Raw genomic sequence first — 18,551 nt, 5'->3', positions numbered from 1 at the left:
CCAACACATCACCTAGAACTGCCTCCGTGTGCTCACCCAGCAGCGGCGGCGCACGACGATACTCAACGGGCGTTTCCGATAACCTGATAGGGCTGGCCACCTGCGGCACACTCCCAGCCAAGGCATGGGGCATGCTCACAGCCAGGCCGCGCGCAAGCACTTGCGGGTCCTGGAACATCTGCGCCAGATCATTGATCGGCCCACAGGGCACGCCTGCAGCTTCCAACTGGCTCACCCACTCAGCCGTTGTCTTGAACACCGTGGCCTGGCGAATCAACGGAATCAGCTCCGCCCGATTGGCCACCCGCAGCTTGTTGGTTGCGAAGCGTGGGTCATCAGCCCATTGAGGCTGACCAGCCACCTCGGCGAACTTGCGGAACTGGCCATCGTTGCCGACGGTAAGAATGAAGTCGCCATCTGCGGTCGGGAAATCCTGATAAGGCACAATATTAGGATGTGCATTGCCCAGCCGTCGCGGCGGGTTGCCAGTAGTGAGGTAGTTCATCGCCTGATTGGCCAGGCAGGCTACCTGCACATCCAGCAAGGCCATATCGATGTGCTGCCCGACACCGGCCTGGTCGCGATGGGCGAGGGCCGCCAGTATGGCCACGGTCGAATACAGCCCAGTCAGAATATCGGTAAGCGCTACCCCCACCTTCACAGGTCCGGCACCCTCATCACCGTCGGGGCGCCCGGTCAGGCTCATCAGCCCGCCCAGCCCCTGGATCATGAAGTCATAGCCGGCGCGCTTAGCGTAGGGCCCGGTCTGACCGAAGCCAGTGATCGAGCAATAGATAAGCCGGGGATTCACCAACTTCAGGCTCGCGTAATCCAGCCCATAGGCAGCCAGCCCGCCAACCTTGAAGTTTTCAATGACGATGTCCGACTTCGCAGCCAGCTCACGCACCAGGCGCTGCCCCTCTGGCTGAGTAAAGTCGATGGTCACCGAACGCTTGTTACGGTTGGCCGACAAATAGTAAGCCGCCTCACTGGTGTTCTCGCCTTGTACATCCTTGAGGAAGGGCGGCCCCCAGGCGCGAGTATCGTCGCCGCTGCCTGGGCGCTCGACCTTGATCACGTCGGCGCCCAGGTCAGCCAGAATCTGACCAGACCAAGGCCCAGCCAGCACACGGGAGAGGTCCAGCACCCGCAGATGAGATAGCGCGCCCATGACCAGGCTCCTTATCAATAGAAGGCCTGGATGCCGGTTTGCGCGCGCCCCAGAATCAGCGCGTGTACGTCATGGGTGCCCTCATAGGTATTGACCACCTCAAGATTGACCAGATGACGCGCCACGCCGAACTCGTCGGAGATACCGTTACCACCCAACATGTCACGGGCCATACGCGCAATGTCCAGCGACTTGCCGCACGAGTTGCGCTTCATGATCGAGGTGATCTCCACCGCAGCGGTGCCCTCGTCTTTCATACGCCCCAAACGCAGGCAGCCTTGCAGGGCCAGGGTAATTTCGGTCTGCATGTCGGCCAGCTTTTTCTGGATAAGCTGATTGGCAGCCAGCGGGCGACCGAACTGCTGACGGTCCAGGGTGTACTGGCGAGCGGTGTGCCAGCAGGCTTCAGCAGCCCCCAAAGCACCCCACGAAATACCATAACGGGCAGAGTTCAGGCAGGTGAACGGACCTTTGAGGCCACGCACATCCGGGAAGATGTTTTCCTCAGGCACGAACACATTGTCCATCACGATTTCGCCGGTGATCGACGCGCGCAGCCCGACCTTGCCATGGATCGCCGGTGCACTGAGGCCCTGCCAACCCTTTTCAAGAACAAAGCCGCGGATATCGCCAGCGTCATCCTTGGCCCAGACCACGAACACATCGGCGATCGGGCTGTTGGTGATCCACATCTTGCTGCCGCTCAGGCGATAGCCGCCGTCCACCTTTCTGGCACGGGTGATCATCGAGCCCGGGTCGGAGCCATGGTTAGGTTCGGTCAGGCCGAAGCAACCGATCCACTCACCGCTGGCAAGCTTGGGCAGGTACTTCTGTTTCTGCGCTTCGGTACCGAACTCGTTGATCGGCACCATCACCAGTGAAGACTGCACACTCATCATCGAGCGATAGCCAGAGTCGATACGCTCCACTTCCCGGGCAATCAGCCCGTAGCACACGTAGTTGAGCCCACTCCCGCCATATTGCTCGGGAATGGTCGCGCCCAGCAGGCCGACTTCACCCATTTCGCGAAAAATAGCGGGGTCGGTCTGCTCATGACGGAAAGCCTCCAGCACCCGCGGGGCCAGCTTGTCCTGGGCGAACTGATAGGCGCTGTCACGAACCATGCGCTCTTCTTCAGTGAGCTGCTGGTCCAGCAGCAGCGGGTCGATCCAGTTGAAGCTTGCTTTACCGGCCATGAGTGAAATCCTCGAAATAGGGGAGCAGATTCTTGTGCCTTTGATCCTAGGCCTGATCTACAACGAGGACAAACGAGGATTGCGCACGTATTAGTGATAATTTATCACTCCGAAACACACAAAAACCCCATCTTGCAAACCCTATAAGTGAGGTTGCCGTACATGCGTCGCAAGATCCCCAGTACCACCGCATTGGTCTGCTTCGAAGCGGCAGCGCGCCACGAGAGCTTTACCAAGGCCGCTCAGGAACTTGCCCTGACCCAAGGCGCCGTCTGTCGCCAGATCGGCGGCCTCGAGGGGTTTCTCAACGTGGAGCTGTTCCGGCGCTCGCGGCGCGGCGTCAAGCTGACAGAGGCGGGACTGTCGTATAGCCGCCAGGTTGCCGCACAGCTGGATGCTGTAGAGCGTGACACCTTGTCGGTAATGCGCCAGCAAGGTGCCAACGTGATCGAACTGGCCGTAGTACCGACTTTCGGCACCCAATGGCTGCTGCCGCGGCTCAAGGACTTCCAGCAACGGCACCCGGATGTCACTGTCAACCTCACCAACCGCACACGGCCGTTCCTGTTTGCCGACACCACGTTCGACGCCGCTATCTATTTTGGCGATGCCGACTGGTCAGGCACGCACTCCCACCGCCTGATGGGCGAAAACCCGGTACCCGTGTGCAGCCCAGCCTTGCTGGACGGGCAAGGCATGCTCGACGCGACGCGAATCGCCCACCTGCCGCTGCTGCAGCAGACCACGCGGCCCTATGCCTGGCGACAGTGGTTCAATGGTCTGGGCATGAACGTTTCCGGGGACATGACAGGCCCGCGCTATGAACTGTTCTCAATGCTGGCCCAAGCTGCCACCCACGAGATGGGCATCGCGCTGATACCACCGTTCCTGATCCAGCGGGAACTGGAGGAAGGCAGACTGGTGGTCGCTAACAGATACGCCCTGTCCAGCGACAAGGCCTATTATCTGATGATTCCCGAGCGCAAGGCCGAATCGGCGTCGCTGCGGGCATTCCGTGATTGGCTACTGGGGCAGGCACAGCATTACATCGCCCCTTCCCTACCCTTGTAGTCAATTATTTTGAACACCTACAGATGTATGTTTTTGTCGCATATAAGCAAACTGTTCAGGTGAATCGAAAAACCCCGACAAAACCGCTAAACACGCGGCTTTCAGAGGGTTTTACGACCTTCGCGATTCCATCTGCGAAATCAGCGCAAAAAATTTCAAAAAATCCCCTAATCTGCCAATAGCCCATGTTTGACGGGCTGCGCCCTATCCGTTGCGACATACGGTCACAGGGTGACTTGTAGTTTTAACTTCGTTTCGCTCCAGAACCGGTTGAAGGCCCCTGGGTTCGTCTGCAAAATGCTCCGCCCGCCCTGGATTCGGCGGACTGGCGCTCAACAGCCAAACCCGCGCACCACCCGAAGTGCGCTGGCTTCTATAAAGACAAAAAGGTCACCGCAGGAGAAATAGTCGTGCACATTGGTGTTCCTCTCGAGACGCAGACCGGTGAGACAAGGGTCGCTGCGACCCCGGAAACCATCAAGAAACTGATTGGCCAGGGCCATCAGGTCACCGTCCAACGGGGGGCAGGGCTCAATGCCAGCATTCCGGACAGTGCCTATGAGGCCGTGGGCGCTTCCCTGGGAAGTGCAGCCGATGCCTACGGCGCCCAACTGGTCCTCAAGGTGGTCGGTCCCAACGACCAGGAGCTGGCCCTGATCAACAGCGGCAGCCTTCTGGTGGGCATGCTCAACCCATTCAACAACGAGCTGATCGGCAAGATGGCAGAGCGCGGTATCACTGCCTTCGCCCTGGAGGCCGCGCCGCGTACATCCCGGGCCCAGAGCCTGGACGTGCTGTCGTCCCAGGCCAACATCGCCGGTTACAAGGCCGTGTTGCTGGCTGCCCATCATTACCCGCGCTTCATGCCCATGCTGATGACCGCCGCCGGTACTGTGAAAGCCGCGCGCGTGCTGATCCTGGGTGCTGGCGTTGCCGGCCTGCAGGCCATCGCCACCGCCAAGCGCCTGGGCGCAGTCATCGAGGCGTCCGACGTACGCCCGGCTGTCAAGGAGCAGATCGAGTCGCTGGGCGCCAAGTTCATCGACGTGCCCTACGAGACCGATGAGGAGCGCGAGTGCGCAGAAGGCGTCGGCGGCTATGCCCGGCCGATGCCGGCCAGCTGGATGCAGCGCCAGGCCCAGGCCGTGCATGAGCGAGCCAAACAGGCCGACATCGTCATCACTACGGCGCTCATCCCCGGCCGCAAGGCACCGACCCTGCTCAGCGCCGAAACCGTGGCGCAGATGAAACCAGGCTCGGTGGTCATCGATCTGGCCGCTGCCCAAGGCGGTAATTGCCCGCTGACCGTGGCCGACCAGATCGTGATGGAAAACGGCGTGACCATCGTCGGCCCGACCAACCTGCCGGCCCAGGTGGCAGCAGATGCCTCGGCACTGTATGCACGCAACCTGCTGGATTTCATGAAGCTGCTGTTCGACAAGGACGGCGCGCTGGTCATCAACCTCGAAGACGACATCGTCGCCGCGTGCCTGATGTGCCGCGACGGCCAGGTCGTGCGCAAGAACGGCTAAGGAGCACGACAATGGAAGACATGCTGATTTCCCATGGCATCTACAACCTGATCATCTTCGTGCTGGCCATCTATATCGGCTACCACGTGGTCTGGAACGTGACCCCGGCACTGCACACACCCCTGATGGCGGTCACCAACGCCATCTCGGCCATCGTCATCGTCGGCGCCATGCTGGCTGCCGCGCTGACCGTGACCCCGGCCGGCAAGCTGATGGGCACCCTGGCGGTGGCCCTGGCTGCGGTCAACGTGTTCGGTGGCTTCCTGGTCACCCGTCGCATGCTTGAGATGTTCAAGAAGAAAACCAAGAACGAGGCGCAGAAGTAAGCATGAGCATGAATCTGGTAACGCTCCTCTACCTCGTCGCCTCGGTCTGCTTCATTCAGGCGCTCAAGGGCCTGTCGCACCCGACCACGTCGCGGCGCGGCAACCTGTTCGGCATGATCGGCATGGGGATCGCGATCCTCACCACGGTTGGCCTCATCTATAAGCTTGGGGCAGAGCTGGCAACTGCCGGGATTGGCTACGTCATCGTCGGCCTGCTGGTCGGCGGTACCGCGGGCTCGATCATGGCCAAGCGCGTAGAAATGACCAAAATGCCGGAGCTGGTCGCCTTCATGCACAGCATGATCGGCCTGGCGGCGGTATTCATTGCCATCGCGGCAGTACTCGAGCCGCAATCGATGGGCATTGTCGCCAGCATCAGCGACCCGATCCCCACCGGTAACCGCCTGGAGCTGTTCCTTGGCGCTGCCATCGGTGCAATCACTTTCTCCGGTTCCGTGATCGCGTTCGGCAAGCTGTCGGGCAAGTACAAGTTCCGCCTGTTCCAAGGCGCACCGGTACAGTTCGCCGGCCAGCACAAGCTGAACCTGATTCTGGGCCTGACCACGATTGCCCTGGGCCTGCTGTTCACCTTCACCGGCCACTACAGCGCCTTCACCTTGATGCTGGTCCTGGCCTTCATCATGGGTGTACTGATCATTATCCCGATCGGCGGTGCAGACATGCCGGTGGTGGTGTCGATGCTCAATAGCTATTCGGGTTGGGCGGCGGCCGGTATCGGCTTCTCGCTGAACAACTCGATGCTGATCATCGCCGGCTCCCTGGTGGGCTCCAGCGGTGCGATCCTCTCGTACATCATGTGCAAAGCGATGAATCGCTCGTTCTTCAACGTCATCCTCGGCGGCTTCGGCGGGGATACCGATACCGGCGCGGCGCAAGGCTCGAAAGAGCAGCGCCCGGTGAAGTCTGGCTCGGCCGACGACGCGACCTTCCTGCTGAGCAACGCCGACACGGTGATCATCGTGCCCGGCTACGGCCTGGCGGTAGCACGTGCCCAGCACGCGCTCAAGGAACTGACCGAGAAGCTGACCCACAACGGGGTGACCGTGAAGTACGCGATCCACCCAGTGGCAGGGCGCATGCCTGGGCACATGAACGTACTGCTGGCCGAGGCCGAAGTGCCCTACGACCAAGTGTTCGAGATGGAAGACATCAACGCTGAGTTCGGTCAGGCCGACGTAGTGTTGGTGCTGGGCGCCAACGACGTGGTCAACCCGGCGGCTAAGAACGATCCAAAGTCGCCGATCGCGGGCATGCCGATCCTGGAGGCTTACAAAGCCAAGACCATCATCGTCAACAAACGCTCCATGGCCAGCGGCTACGCCGGCCTGGACAACGAACTGTTCTACCTGGACAAGACCATGATGGTGTTCGGTGACGCGAAGAAGGTCATCGAGGATATGGTCAAAGCCGTCGAGTAACCCCGCTTCCACCACCCAGTGGACTATAAAGAAGCCCCGGCGAGATCCCTCCCGGGGCTTTTTCATTTTGCTGATCCAGATCAATGGCTCTATTGCGTGGCTCCTCATACGACCATGGTCGCGGGACGGCGCCGGGGTAAATCTCTAGACTGCGCTGCAGTAGCTTCAGTAGCCCGAGATAACAATCCATGTACCGTGATCGTATCCGCTTGTCCTCCCTGCACAGCAAGGTAATGAGTGCGGCTGACGCCGCTGGCCTGATCGAGGACGGCATGACCGTCGGCATGAGCGGGTTCACCCGCGCCGGCGAAGCCAAGGCCGTACCGCATGCCTTGGCCGAACGCGCCAAGCTGTCGCCTCTGAAAATCAGCCTGATGACCGGCGCCAGCCTGGGCAATGACCTGGACAAGCAACTGACCGAGGCCGGCGTGCTGGCGCGCCGCATGCCGTTCCAGGTCGACAGCACCCTGCGCAAAGCCATCAACGACGGTCAGGTGATGTTCATCGACCAGCACCTGTCGGAAACCGTCGAGCAACTGCGCAACCAGCAGCTCAAACTGCCGGACATCGCGGTAATCGAAGCGGTGGCCATTACTGAACAGGGCCACATCGTGCCGACCACTTCGGTGGGCAACTCGGCGAGCTTCGCGATCTTCGCCAAGCAGGTGATTGTCGAGATCAACCTGTCGCACAACGCCAACCTCGAAGGCCTGCACGACATCTATATCCCGACCTATCGCCCAACCCGCACGCCGATCCCGCTGGTGAAAGTGGATGACCGCATCGGCAGCACCGCAATCCCGATCGACCCCGCCAAGATCGTCGGCATCGTCATCAGCGACCAGCCTGATTCGCCCTCCACCGTGCTACCGCCGGACGATGAAACCCAGGCCATCGCCGACCACCTGATCAACTTCCTCAAGAACGAAGTGGATGCAGGCCGCATGACCAACAGGCTCGGCCCGCTGCAAGCCGGCATCGGCAGCATCGCCAACGCGGTGATGTGTGGCCTGATCGAGTCGCCGTTCGAAGACCTGACCATGTACTCCGAAGTACTTCAGGACTCGACCTTCGACCTGATCGACGCTGGCAAGCTGAGTTTTGCCTCGGGCAGCTCCATCACCCTGTCGGGCCGTCGCAATGCCGACGTATTCGGCAACCTGGAGCGCTACAAGGACAAGCTGGTGCTGCGCCCGCAGGAGATCTCCAACCACCCTGAAGTCGTGCGCCGCCTGGGCATCATCGGCATCAACACGGCGCTGGAGTTCGACATCTACGGCAACGTCAACTCCACGCACGTCTGTGGCACCCGGATGATGAACGGTATCGGTGGCTCCGGCGATTTCGCCCGTAATGCCCACCTGGCCGTATTCGTCACCAAGTCGATCGCCAAAGGCGGCGCGATCTCCAGCGTGGTGCCTATGGTGAGCCATGTCGACCACACCGAGCACGACGTGGACATCCTGGTAACCGAACAGGGGCTTGCCGACCTGCGGGGCCTCGCGCCACGGGAACGGGCACGGGCGATCATCGATAACTGTGTCCACCCGGATTACCGTGCAGCGCTGAACGACTATTTCGATCGCGCTTGCCTGCGTGGCGGCCACACTCCGCATATCCTGCGTGAGGCGCTGAGCTGGCACGAAAATCTGGAAGAAAGTGGGCGCATGCTCGCCAGCTGATCTGTAGCAGCGGCCTGCCTTTGCCAACGGCCGCCACGCACTCCTGACGCCACAGCAACACCTCGAGGGCTGCCCTGCAGCCCTTTCTCGGCACAAGCCCGATTCAGCAAGCACTGAATACGATAAAACTGTACTACTGTACCGTTAATTCGCCACGCTCCCGCCTGCTCAAAGCCATATAAAACCTGAAAAAGCACCATAACGGTGCGGACCAGTACAGTTGCGCCTGTTTCGAGTGCAACAGTAGGGTTACACAGTTAACTGAACCATCGTAATGCAGTAGAACTGTATCTACTGTTATGGACAGCAGAGGAGGATCATTGGCATCAGTTAAACCACTCCCTAGTCCCGCCATAAGCGGAAGGATGAAACATCATGGAACGTACCCTCAGTTCCGGTCTCGTTTTCGAAAACAACGCCCAGCAAACCAACGCTTCGCTGCCGCTGCGCGCGCTCTCTACCCTGCTGCTGTGGCAGCGCCGCATGGCCAGCCGCCGTCAGCTGGCGCGTCTCGATGCCCGCCTGCTGGCCGATGCCGGTATCAGCGAGTCGCAGCGTTACGAAGAGCTGAGCAAGCCGTTCTGGCGCTAAGCACCGGCTCGCCGGCTTCAGCTGGCACCGTGAATCCCAAACCCGTTGCAGGAGACTGCAGCGGGTTTTTTTATGGGTAATTCCCGGCCACCCTTGCAGCAGAGCCTGCCATCACTGAACCAGTACAATTTTCAAAATATAAAAATAGACCATAACAGTTACCTTGTGCGCCGTTCATTAACATCCATAAATTCCGGCGCGTGATACGCTTGACTGGGCAGTCTGGTAAAACCAGATGTTCAAAGCCACCGTGACGAACCGTGTGAGCGTCCAATAAGCAGATCCACCCGAATCTTCCCCAGGAGTGCACGACCATGACCCGTAATTACCTGATTGGCGCAGCCCTGCTGCTCGGCCTGGCCGGCACTGCCCACGCCACCAGCTTCATTGTCACTACTGATGCAGTCGTTGGCGCGGTTGCCGCCTCCACCGACGCTACCTCCGATGTGTCCTCGTCTTTCCGTGATGACAAGATCGTTCAGGCCGCTCGCGATGATGCGGCCAGCTACGTGGGCAGCCAGGGCGCCATTCGCGGCGCCAAGCTCGAGAGCGCTTTGCTGCACATCCGCTCGACCATGCCAGCCCTGCAGGCCAGCGATGCGCAATTGGCCCAGGCCATCCTCGCGATCTGACCTGCTACAGCCCACAAGCGCTGGCCCTGGCCGGTACTTGTGGGCTAGCCTTCGCCGTTCCGTTCCTGTCGTAAGAAAGCCAATGCGTTATCTGTTGCCGCTGCTGTTTTCCGTAGTCGCCATGGGCAGTGCCCATGCCATGGACACCACCACGCAAGGCCTGGTCATCACAGGCTACGTCACCAGCCAAGTCACGACTGCCCCATTCGACCGAAAGCTGGTCAGGCAGGCTCGCGACGATGCCGCAGCCTTCGTCGCCAGCGACGGCCTGATTCACGGAGCACGCCTGGAAGCAGCACTCAAGTCGCTGCGCCATGACGGCGGCCGTCAATCTGTCGGCGACCTTGAACTGGCAGAAGCAATTCTCGTCCAATCACTAAATCTGACTCCCTGCATTTCCGGAGATGCTCCATGCGTAAACCGCTGATCGCCGCTACCCTCGGCATGTTGCTGCTGGCCGACCTGGCCCAGGCACAAACTCTGGTGGCCACCAGCAACATCATCGTGCGGGCCTTTGGCCGCTCGATCGACTTCACCTCTGACACCACCACCTCGATCCGCGACTCCAAGGTCGTGCGTGAAGCCCATGACGATGCCGCCAGCTTCGTCGCCAGCAACGGTGATATTCGTGGCGCCCAGCTTGAGGCCGCCTTCAACACCCTGCGCGAACGCGTGCCTGAAGCGCGCGGCGCCAGCGACCAGGTGCTGGCCGAAGCCATCCTGGCGCTGTGAACCGCGTACGTGCCTGGTTGCTCGGCTGCGCCCTGACGCTGCTGGGCACGCCCGCCCTGGCCGGCCTGCAGCTCGAGCTGCAGGCAGCCGGCCTGGCCCCACAGCAGGCTCAAGCCACCCAAGCCCTGCTTGATGAGGCTTTGGCCAAGCTCCCTCCCCGCTTCAAGCAACAGCTCGACCGGCGCATTGAGGTCAGCTGGAGCGACAACATGCCAGCCGATGCCTACGGGCAGGCATCCTTGGTCTCGACACTGCAGCTCAACCGGCGCCTGCTGCCCGGCCTGACTGACGGCAGTGCTGCACAGGAGCGCACCAACCGTCCGCATGGCACGGTGCGTGAGGAGTTGCTGGCTACAGTCCTGCACGAACTTACCCACATATACGACCGAGCCCGGCTCTGGCCCAGTGCTGAACGTTCGCTGATCGCCCGCTGCAAGCGCCAGCAAGGCACCGTTGGCAAGGTCGGTCTTCCCGAGCAATGCCGCGGCCAGGCCGAGCGCCGCTTTACCCTGAGCGATGACCCGCGCCTGCTCGACCTGGCCGGCTGGCAGCAATACGTCGGCCGCCGCGGTGAGCGCGAACAGCACAATGGCCAGTTCCTGCGCAGCCCCGACAGCTATGAGCTGAGCAGCCCCAAGGAATACATCGCGGTCAACATGGAGTACTTCCTCCTGGACCCAAGCTACGGCTGCCGTCGGCCAGCACTCAATCAGTACCTGGCTGATCATTTCGGCTGGGCGCCCGAGCAGGCAACGTGCGCCAAGGGCTTGCCATTCCTCAACGCCGGCAGCGACTTCGCCCGCCAGCCGTTGGGCGAAATCGACCCGGAACGGGTCTATGAGGTGGACTTTCTCCTGGCCGAGGCCAACCAGAACCTGGTGAGCCGTTGGGGCCACAGCATGCTGCGCCTGGTGATCTGCAAACCCGGCCGGCCTCGCGGGCCAGACTGCCGACTGGACCTCGACCAGCACCTGGTGCTCTCCTACCGTGCTTTCGTCAATGACGTTCAACTGTCCAGCTGGGATGGTCTGGTTGGCGCCTATCCGTCGAGGCTGTTCGTGCTACCGCTGGCCCAAGTGATCGACGAATACACCAAGACCGAACTGCGCAGCCTGGCGTCGGTGCCGTTGAAGCTCAACCGCGACGAAATTGAAAATCTGGTACGCCAGGCCGCCGAGATGCACTGGAGCTATGACGGCAACTACTGGTTCCTGTCCAACAACTGTGCGGTGGAGTCACTGAAGCTTCTGCGCAGCGGCACCGCCAACCCGCGCCTGAACGACCTCGACAGCATCATGCCCAACGGTTTGCTTGCAGTATTGAAGGGCCGGGGGCTGGCCGATACCAGCGTGCTCGACGACCCGCGCGAAGCCTTGCGCCTGGGCTACCGTTTCGACTCGTATCGCGACCGCTATCAAGCGATGTTCGATGTGCTGAAGCAACAGCTGCCAGTCAAGCAGGACAAGGTCGAGGACTGGCTGGCCCAGGACGCCGAACAGCGCCGCGGCTGGTTCTTGCAAGCCGACCTGCGCACCAGCGCCGCCTTGCTTCTGCTGGAACAGGCCAGCCTGCGCCGCCAACTGCTGCTGGCTCAGGATGAAGTGAAGCAGCGCTATCTGAATGCGGCCGCGCTGAAAGATGGCAGTATCAACAAGGCCGACCAGACCCTGAAGCAGATGCTCGCCAACAGTGGCTTCCTCAGCCGCCCGGCCGAACTGCTGGATACAAAGGGATACGGGCTGCCGCAGCCGGATGAGCGCAAGCATCTGGAAAAAGTCAGTAGTGAACGGCAGGCCCAGTTGCTGCGCTTGAGCACTGACCTGGACAGAGAAGTCAGGGCGCTGCTGGAGCCTTCGCGGGCCAAGGAAATTGCTGCGGTCGAGGCCAATGTGAAGCTGATTGGTGAGCACCTGCGGGCGCTGCACAAGGCAGCAGGCGGCCTGCAACTGCCTTGATTGCCCTCCTGGCCCTGTCGCCGGCAAACCGGCGACAGGGCGGGCAATGCCATCCAGAGGCTAGCGTTTTTCCTCTTCCTCTTCAGGCAAACCTTCATCCACATGCAGCCAGGGCAACCGGCTCCCGGTCCAAATGTGCCGCGTGGCCCGCACCCGTTCCGGGTGGTCCAGCGTCGCTACCGTCACATCGATGCTGCCCGGGCTATGCGACGTCACCAACGCCACATGTGCACCACAATCACCGCAGAAGTAGCGCTTGCAACTGGCCGGAGCCACATAGCACTGCGGCCTGCCCGCCACCCATTGGAAACCGGAGCGAGGCACGGTGAGCCAGGTCACCAGCAGGCCGCCGCTGACCCGCCTGCAGATCGAGCAATGGCAATGGGCGATATCCGTCAACTCACCCTTCAAGCAATAGCGCAAGGCGCCGCAATGGCAGCCACCTTCAGTTACATCAGACATCTCCTACCTCCCGTCGCCCTTTTCCTGGCGAAAGCTGGCTGAAAGCTTGCCCCCATAGGATAGCCACCACTACCGGCACAAGACCGGTCAGCCAGGGCACCCGGAATCTTCCGCGCCCGGCCCAATCAACAACAACAATGGTGATTCTGATGTATTCCTGTGCCCGCCCTTTCGCAGTCCCCCCCCGCTTGCTCCCCGCGCAGCGCTCAACGCGCTGATTCGCCCGATCGACTTTCCTTTCGCCGCGCCACGCCTGGAGTATTGCCATGCTGACCTTCCTCGGCTTTGCCATGGTCATCACCTTCATGTACCTGATCATGACCAAGCGCCTGTCGGCCTTGATCGCGCTGATCCTGGTACCGATCCTGTTCGCCCTGTTCGGTGGTTTTTCCGCCAAGATCGGCCCGATGATGCTCGAAGGCATCAGCAAGCTCGCGCCCACCGGCGTCATGCTGATGTTCGCCATCCTTTACTTCGCCCTGATGATCGACTCCGGCCTGTTCGACCCGGCGGTGCGCAAGATCCTCAAGCTGGTCAAGGGCGACCCGCTGAAAGTCTCGGTCGGCACCGCCGTGCTGGCCCTGGTGGTCTCGCTGGACGGTGACGGCGCCACCACCTACATGATCTGCTGCGCCGCCATGCTGCCCCTGTACAGCCGCCTGGGCATGAGCCCGCGGATCATGGCCGGCCTGATCATACTCGCCGGTGGGGTGATGAACATGACCCCATGGGGCGGCCCTACTGCCCGCGCAGCCAGTGCCCTGCACGTAGACCCTTCGGACATTTTCGTACCGATGATCCCGGCCATGGTCTTTGGCGTGCTGGCGATCCTGGCCATCGCCTACATGTACGGCAAGCGTGAGCGTGCCCGCCTGGGTGAACTGCACCTGCCTACCGACGACATCGATCACAGCGAAATCACCGTGTCGCAGTTCCCCGACGCACGCCGGCCGAAGCTTCTGTGGTTCAACGGTGCGCTCACCGCTGCGCTGATGGCTGCACTGATCGCAGGCCTGCTACCACTGCCGGTGCTGTTCATGATCGCCTTCAGCATCGCCATGATCGTCAACTACCCTTGCCTTCAGCAGCAGAAGGACCGTATTGCCGCCCACGCTGGCAGCGTACTCGCCGTGACCGGGCTGATCTTCGCCGCCGGTATCTTCACCGGCATCCTGTCGGGCACCGGCATGGTCGAGGCCATGTCCAAAAGCTTGCTGGCGGTCATTCCCGAAGCGCTGGGCCCTTACCTGGCGGTGATCACCGCGATCGTGAGCATGCCGTTCACCTTCTTCATGTCCAATGACGCCTTCTATTACGGCGTGCTGCCGGTGCTGGCCGAAGCGGCCAGCCACTACGGCATCAGCCCGGTGGAAATGGCCCGCGCTTCGATCGTCGGCCAGCCGGTACACCTGCTGAGCCCGCTGGTACCCTCGACCTACCTGCTGGTGGCGCTGGCAGGCATCGAATTCGGTGATCATCAGCGCTTCACCCTCAAGTGGGCAGTACTGGTGTGCATGTGCATAATGCTCGCCGCACTGCTGATGGGCATTTTTCCGCTGTTCAGCAGTCTGTAAATAAACGCCTGTCACCGCAACGCGAAGTGCCCTGTGCAGGGGCGCTTCGCCACTATCGTTCGAAGGAATACACATGGAATGGCTGACCAGCCCGGAAATCTGGGTTGCCTTTTTCACCCTCACTGCGCTTGAGATCGTTCTCGGTATCGACAACATCATCATGATCTCGATTCTGGTCAGCCGCATGCCCAAGCACATGCAGGCGCGCACCCGAATCTTCGGCCTGGCCCTGGCCATGGTCACCCGCATTTTGCTGTTGCTGTCGATCACCTGGGTCATGCGCCTGACTGCCGACCTGTTCGTGGTATTCGGCCAGGGCATCTCGGGCCGCGACCTGATTCTGTTCTTTGGCGGCCTGTTCCTGCTGTGGAAAAGCTCGCAGGAGATCTACCACGGCCTGGAAGGCGAGGACGAAAGCGGTGACGAGCCCAAGGGCAAGGGCGGCACGTTCCTCTTCACCATCATTCAGATCGCCATCATCGACATCGTGTTCTCCCTGGACTCGGTGATCACTGCTGTAGGCATGGTTTCGCATGTGCCGGTGATGGTCGCAGCAATCATCGTTGCAGTACTGGTGATGATGTTGTGCGCCGGTGCCATCAGCAACTTCATCGACAAGCACCCTTCGCTGAAGATGCTTGCGCTTTCGTTCCTGATCGTCGTAGGTACCGTGCTGATTGCCGAATCTTTCGATGTGCACGTGCCCAAGGGCTACGTCTACTTCGCCATGGCGTTCTCCCTGGGGGTGGAGGCCATCAACATCCGCATGCGCACCGCCATGGCGCGCAAGCGTGGCAAGGAGCAAGACGCAGTGAAATTGCGCAAGGACATTCCGGGTCAGTAAGCACCGCGAACGCAGTATTCGAGGGCCCTCATCAGGGCCCTTTTTCATGCCTTGGATTTGATGACAGACAGGTTTCAAATGCTGGCCGAGCATGCCAAGCTGGCGACAGGCCCGCAAAACAACTAAAGCTTGAGTAAGCACTGGATAAAAACACCCACCCCCGGGCCAGGCTTACCGCTTCACCCATTGGCTCCGCCTTTGGAGCCCGGATAAGAGGGGGGCTACACCATGCTGACCCTGCTCAACCTGCTTTCCGCCGTCGCGTTGCTGGTATGGGGCACGCACATCGTCCGTACCGGCATCCTGAGAGTGTTCGGCTCCCACCTGCGCCGGGTCCTGAGCCAGAACATGAACCGGCGACCATTGGCGTTCATCGCCGGTATCTTGGTCACGGCCGTGGTACAGAGCAGCAACGCCACCGCCATGCTGGTGACGTCATTCGTGGGTCAGGGCCTTATGGCAATGACCCCGGCACTGGCAATCATGCTCGGTGCCGATGTCGGTACCGCGCTGATGGCCAGGGTGCTTACCCTGGACCTTTCATGGCTTTCGCCGTTGCTGATATTCCTGGGCGTGATCTTTTTTCTGTCGCGCAAGCAGACGCGCGCGGGCCAGCTGGGCCGGGTAGGCATCGGCCTGGGTCTGATCATTCTGGCGCTGGAACTGATCGTTCAGGCGGCCACCCCCATCACCCAGGCTCAGGGTGTGAAAGTGCTGTTCGCCTCATTGACCGGAGACATCCTGCTCGATGCTTTGGCTGGCGCAGTGTTCGCCATGGTTTCGTACTCCAGCCTGGCAGCAGTGCTGCTGACCGCCACCCTGGCCGGCGCTGAACTGATCAGCCTGCCAGTGGCCATCGGCCTGGTGGTCGGCGCCAACATCGGCAGCGGGCTGCTGGCCTTTCTCAGCACCAGCATGCAGAACGCCGCGGGCCGGCGAGTGGCCTTGGGCAGCCTGTTGTACAAGCTGATCGGCCTGGTGCTGATCATTCCGGTGCTCAATCCACTGGTGGCGTGGATGGACTCGCTGAGCTTCAGCCCACAGGAGCTGGTGATCGGCTTCCACCTGCTCTACAACACGCTGCGTTGCCTGGTCCTGCTGCCCACCGTCAAGCCCATGGGGCGCCTGTGCAACTGCTTGTTGCCGGAGCGCGAGAACGGTAACGGCCAAGTGCGCCCACGCCACCTGGACGCCTCGGCACTCACCACACCCAGCCTGGCCTTGGCCAATGCTGCCCGCGAAACGTTGCGCCTGGGCGATATCGTCGACAGCCTGCTCGAGGCCATGCTCAACGCCCTGCGCGGCACCCAGACCGCCCTCCCACAGCAGGTCCGTGCCCTGGGCGAAGATGCCGAAGCGCTGTACAGCGCCATCAAACTGTACCTGGCCCAAATGCCCCGGGAAGACCTCAGCGATCAGGACAACAGGCGCTGGGCCGAAATCATCGAACTGGCGATCAACCTCAAGCTGGCCTGTGACCTGGTCGAACGCATGCTGCGCAAGGTCCAACAGCAGAAGACCAGCCAACGCCGGGAGTTTTCCCAGGTCGGCCTGCAAGAGCTGGCCGGCCTGCAAGAGCAATTGCTGACCAACCTGCGCCTGGGCCTTTCGGTCTTTCTCAGCGCCGACCCAGAGAGCGCACGCTTGCTGTTGCGGGAAAAACGCCGCTTCCGTGCCCAGGAAAGACGCCTGGCCCATGCCCATGTCAGCCGCCTGCAACGCAAGGTAGTGCAAAGTATCGAGACCAGTTCGCTACACTTGGAGCTGATCGCTGACATGAAGCGGTTGAACTCTTTGTTCTGCAGCAGTGCCTATGTGGTACTGGGTGGCTCGGACACCGGCGGGCTAATGCTCGACAGTGTGCCGGACGAAGCCCGCCTACCCTGATCTCGCCTACCTGGAGACCCAAGCTCGCCCATGCGTTGCCTGACCTTCGTTTGCCTGCTGATCTGTAGCCTGCACTCCTTCGCCCTCGATCGTTCGCGGGTCGAGGGCTACCTGCTGCCCAACGGTCTGCAGGTTATTCTTAAATCCGGCTACGAACGCGATCATGTGGCGATCCGCCTGGTGGTGGGTGTGGGCCTGGACGACTTCGACTGCGAGCAGAAAGAGCTGCCGCACCTGCTCGAGCACTTGCTGTTCAGCGGCATCGACGAGACCGGTGAGGGCGGCCTGGAAGAGCGCCTGCAGGCTTTGGGTGGCGAATGGAATGCCTTCACCAGCAGCGCCGACACCACCTTCGTCATCGAGGCCCCGGCGCGCAACCAGCGCAAAGTGCTCGACCTGCTGCTGGCGGTACTGCGCGACACCCGCATCGACGCCAAGGCGTTGGCCACGGCCAAGCGCATCATCGAACGTGAAGACGGCGGCCACTACGGCCACCTGCAACGTTGGCTCGACCGCCAGGACATCGGTCATCCGGCCAGCGATCAGTTGGCAACCGAACTGGGCCTCAAATGCCCGGAACGCTCCAACCTCGATGGCATGACGCTGGAGCAGGTGCAGGCCCTGCGTGATCGCTGGTACGCCGCCAACAACATGACCTTGATCATGGTTGGCGGCCTCGATCGGCTGCTGCCGGCCTACCTGGAGCGCACCTACGGCGAGCTGCCCGCCACCGAGCCGCAGGAGCGGCGCAACCTGGAAAGCATCAGCCAGCAGGCCGAACAGCGACGCGACCTGACCCGTGGTTTTCTGGGCGACAGCGTCAAACTGCACTGGTTGTTCATCGAGCCGGTACTGGACAACGACCACCAGTCGACCCTCGACCTGCTCTCACGCTATCTGGACTGGGCCCTGTACGACCAGTTGCGCCTGCGTAACGGCCTGTCCTATGGGCCTTCGGCACAACGCGAAAGCTTTGGTGACAGCGGCCTGCTCAGCCTGAACGCTGACCTTGAGCGCGATGACGTCGACGAGGCGGTCAAGGTGATGCAGAAACTGTTCGACCACTTGCGCGAGGACGGCCTTGATCCGGATACATTCGCCCGTATCAAGGAGGCCGCCGTCGCCAAGGAAAGCTGGAGCACCCAGGGCAACAGCGCGCTGGCCGATTATTACTGGGGGGCACTCAACGCCTACAGCAACGGGCGCTTTGCCGACCCGGCCCGGCAGCTGCGACAGGTCAGCCTGGAGCAGGCCAACGAGGCGCTGAAGGCATTGCTCAAGGATGAGGGTTATCTGCGCATCGAGAAGCCGTTGCTTGGGTATGACGAGCTGTATGGGCTGATTGCGCTGCTACTGGGGGTGATCCTGGCTGCCGGGCTGCTACGTCGCCGGCGTACTTCACCCCAACCACCGAGCGGTGCTACACGGCAGCGGTGATTCGGCGGTATCCTTTCGCC

The 18,551-nt window shown here is 61.3% G+C and carries 17 protein-coding genes (1 of these 17 running past the window's edge); 14 read left to right on the top strand and 3 right to left on the bottom strand.

Annotated elements, in window-relative coordinates; translation table 11 throughout:
- A protein-coding gene (locus tag IWW33_RS12045; protein ID WP_174142402.1) for a CaiB/BaiF CoA-transferase family protein crosses the window boundary here: on the bottom strand, positions 1 to 1,171 show its 5' portion. Its footprint begins 50 nt before the window's first position; the window shows 1,171 of its 1,221 coding nt (coding positions 1-1,171); its start codon is at positions 1,169 to 1,171; its stop codon lies beyond the left edge, outside the window.
- Between the two features lie 14 nt (positions 1,172 to 1,185).
- Positions 1,186 to 2,367, bottom strand: coding sequence for an acyl-CoA dehydrogenase (locus IWW33_RS12040; RefSeq protein WP_012316821.1), 1,182 nt, complete (start codon positions 2,365 to 2,367; stop codon positions 1,186 to 1,188).
- Positions 2,368 to 2,529: 162 nt separating this feature from the next.
- Here IWW33_RS12040 and IWW33_RS12035 point away from each other — a divergent pair, with 162 nt between their 5' ends.
- From IWW33_RS12035 to IWW33_RS11990, 10 genes are all read left to right on the top strand, one after another.
- Positions 2,530 to 3,438, top strand: coding sequence for a LysR substrate-binding domain-containing protein (locus IWW33_RS12035; RefSeq protein WP_046786714.1), 909 nt, complete (start codon positions 2,530 to 2,532; stop codon positions 3,436 to 3,438).
- Between the two features lie 410 nt (positions 3,439 to 3,848).
- Positions 3,849 to 4,970: a Re/Si-specific NAD(P)(+) transhydrogenase subunit alpha gene (locus tag IWW33_RS12030; protein WP_174142401.1), complete on the top strand. Its 1,122-nt coding sequence runs from the start codon at positions 3,849 to 3,851 to the stop codon at positions 4,968 to 4,970.
- A gap of 11 nt (positions 4,971 to 4,981) precedes the next feature.
- On the top strand, positions 4,982 to 5,296 hold the full coding sequence (locus IWW33_RS12025) for an NAD(P) transhydrogenase subunit alpha (RefSeq protein WP_012316824.1): 315 nt from the start codon (positions 4,982 to 4,984) through the stop codon (positions 5,294 to 5,296).
- 2 nt (positions 5,297 to 5,298) lie between these two features.
- On the top strand, positions 5,299 to 6,735 hold the full coding sequence (locus IWW33_RS12020) for an NAD(P)(+) transhydrogenase (Re/Si-specific) subunit beta (RefSeq protein ID WP_042111833.1): 1,437 nt from the start codon (positions 5,299 to 5,301) through the stop codon (positions 6,733 to 6,735).
- Between the two features lie 188 nt (positions 6,736 to 6,923).
- Complete coding sequence (locus tag IWW33_RS12015) at positions 6,924 to 8,417, top strand: acetyl-CoA hydrolase/transferase family protein (RefSeq protein ID WP_039604671.1); 1,494 nt, start codon at positions 6,924 to 6,926, stop codon at positions 8,415 to 8,417.
- A gap of 375 nt (positions 8,418 to 8,792) precedes the next feature.
- Entirely contained in the window at positions 8,793 to 9,008 is a 216-nt protein-coding gene (locus IWW33_RS12010) for a DUF1127 domain-containing protein (protein ID WP_012316827.1), read from the top strand.
- 314 nt (positions 9,009 to 9,322) lie between these two features.
- Positions 9,323 to 9,640: a DUF2388 domain-containing protein gene (locus IWW33_RS12005; protein WP_174142399.1), complete on the top strand. Its 318-nt coding sequence runs from the start codon at positions 9,323 to 9,325 to the stop codon at positions 9,638 to 9,640.
- An 82-nt stretch (positions 9,641 to 9,722) separates the two neighbouring features.
- The gene (locus IWW33_RS12000) at positions 9,723 to 10,067 is read left to right on the top strand and encodes a DUF2388 domain-containing protein (RefSeq protein ID WP_046786716.1); all 345 of its coding nucleotides are present in this window, start codon (positions 9,723 to 9,725) and stop codon (positions 10,065 to 10,067) included.
- Entirely contained in the window at positions 10,052 to 10,372 is a 321-nt protein-coding gene (locus IWW33_RS11995) for a DUF2388 domain-containing protein (protein ID WP_012316830.1), read from the top strand. The genes IWW33_RS12000 and IWW33_RS11995 overlap by 16 nt, the downstream gene beginning before the upstream one ends.
- On the top strand, positions 10,369 to 12,327 hold the full coding sequence (locus IWW33_RS11990; protein WP_174142398.1) for a DUF4105 domain-containing protein: 1,959 nt from the start codon (positions 10,369 to 10,371) through the stop codon (positions 12,325 to 12,327). The genes IWW33_RS11995 and IWW33_RS11990 overlap by 4 nt, the downstream gene beginning before the upstream one ends.
- Positions 12,328 to 12,387: 60 nt before the next feature.
- Here IWW33_RS11990 and IWW33_RS11985 read toward each other — a convergent pair whose 3' ends face one another.
- On the bottom strand, positions 12,388 to 12,789 hold the full coding sequence (locus tag IWW33_RS11985; RefSeq protein ID WP_046786718.1) for a GFA family protein: 402 nt from the start codon (positions 12,787 to 12,789) through the stop codon (positions 12,388 to 12,390).
- A gap of 266 nt (positions 12,790 to 13,055) precedes the next feature.
- On the opposite strand from IWW33_RS11985, the gene IWW33_RS11980 reads away from it, so the two are divergent.
- The 4 genes from IWW33_RS11980 to IWW33_RS11965 all read left to right on the top strand — a co-directional run bounded on the left by IWW33_RS11980 (position 13,056) and on the right by IWW33_RS11965 (position 18,531).
- Complete coding sequence (locus IWW33_RS11980; RefSeq protein WP_012316833.1) at positions 13,056 to 14,363, top strand: CitMHS family transporter; 1,308 nt, start codon at positions 13,056 to 13,058, stop codon at positions 14,361 to 14,363.
- Positions 14,364 to 14,436: 73 nt separating this feature from the next.
- A complete protein-coding gene (locus IWW33_RS11975; protein ID WP_012316834.1) occupies positions 14,437 to 15,207 on the top strand; it encodes a TerC family protein in 771 nt (256 codons plus the stop codon).
- A gap of 228 nt (positions 15,208 to 15,435) precedes the next feature.
- Complete coding sequence (locus IWW33_RS11970) at positions 15,436 to 17,094, top strand: Na/Pi cotransporter family protein (RefSeq protein ID WP_174142396.1); 1,659 nt, start codon at positions 15,436 to 15,438, stop codon at positions 17,092 to 17,094.
- 30 nt (positions 17,095 to 17,124) lie between these two features.
- Complete coding sequence (locus IWW33_RS11965; RefSeq protein WP_115273167.1) at positions 17,125 to 18,531, top strand: pitrilysin family protein; 1,407 nt, start codon at positions 17,125 to 17,127, stop codon at positions 18,529 to 18,531.
- The last annotated feature ends 20 nt before the right edge of the window (positions 18,532 to 18,551 follow it).

This window comes from Pseudomonas sp. M2 (assembly GCF_015751845.1).
In the GTDB taxonomy this organism is placed as follows: domain Bacteria; phylum Pseudomonadota; class Gammaproteobacteria; order Pseudomonadales; family Pseudomonadaceae; genus Aquipseudomonas; species Aquipseudomonas putida_E.
The sequence above is the reverse complement of the archived record's forward strand: the minus strand, read 5'-3'. Positions and strand labels throughout refer to the sequence as shown.

Excerpts from the sequence above, each read along its gene's own strand:
- IWW33_RS12040 (WP_012316821.1), bottom strand. The coding sequence starts at position 2,367 with ATGGCCGGTAAAGCAAGCTTCAACTGGATCGACCCGCTGCTGCTGGAC.
- IWW33_RS12035 (WP_046786714.1), top strand. The coding sequence starts at position 2,530 with ATGCGTCGCAAGATCCCCAGTACCACCGCATTGGTCTGCTTCGAAGCG.
- IWW33_RS12025 (WP_012316824.1), top strand. The coding sequence starts at position 4,982 with ATGGAAGACATGCTGATTTCCCATGGCATCTACAACCTGATCATCTTC.
- IWW33_RS12020 (WP_042111833.1), top strand. The coding sequence starts at position 5,299 with ATGAGCATGAATCTGGTAACGCTCCTCTACCTCGTCGCCTCGGTCTGC.
- IWW33_RS12015 (WP_039604671.1), top strand. The coding sequence starts at position 6,924 with ATGTACCGTGATCGTATCCGCTTGTCCTCCCTGCACAGCAAGGTAATG.
- IWW33_RS12010 (WP_012316827.1), top strand. The coding sequence starts at position 8,793 with ATGGAACGTACCCTCAGTTCCGGTCTCGTTTTCGAAAACAACGCCCAG.
- IWW33_RS12005 (WP_174142399.1), top strand. The coding sequence starts at position 9,323 with ATGACCCGTAATTACCTGATTGGCGCAGCCCTGCTGCTCGGCCTGGCC.
- IWW33_RS12000 (WP_046786716.1), top strand. The coding sequence starts at position 9,723 with ATGCGTTATCTGTTGCCGCTGCTGTTTTCCGTAGTCGCCATGGGCAGT.
- IWW33_RS11995 (WP_012316830.1), top strand. The coding sequence starts at position 10,052 with ATGCGTAAACCGCTGATCGCCGCTACCCTCGGCATGTTGCTGCTGGCC.
- IWW33_RS11985 (WP_046786718.1), bottom strand. The coding sequence starts at position 12,789 with ATGTCTGATGTAACTGAAGGTGGCTGCCATTGCGGCGCCTTGCGCTAT.
- IWW33_RS11980 (WP_012316833.1), top strand. The coding sequence starts at position 13,056 with ATGCTGACCTTCCTCGGCTTTGCCATGGTCATCACCTTCATGTACCTG.
- IWW33_RS11975 (WP_012316834.1), top strand. The coding sequence starts at position 14,437 with ATGGAATGGCTGACCAGCCCGGAAATCTGGGTTGCCTTTTTCACCCTC.
- IWW33_RS11970 (WP_174142396.1), top strand. The coding sequence starts at position 15,436 with ATGCTGACCCTGCTCAACCTGCTTTCCGCCGTCGCGTTGCTGGTATGG.
- IWW33_RS11965 (WP_115273167.1), top strand. The coding sequence starts at position 17,125 with ATGCGTTGCCTGACCTTCGTTTGCCTGCTGATCTGTAGCCTGCACTCC.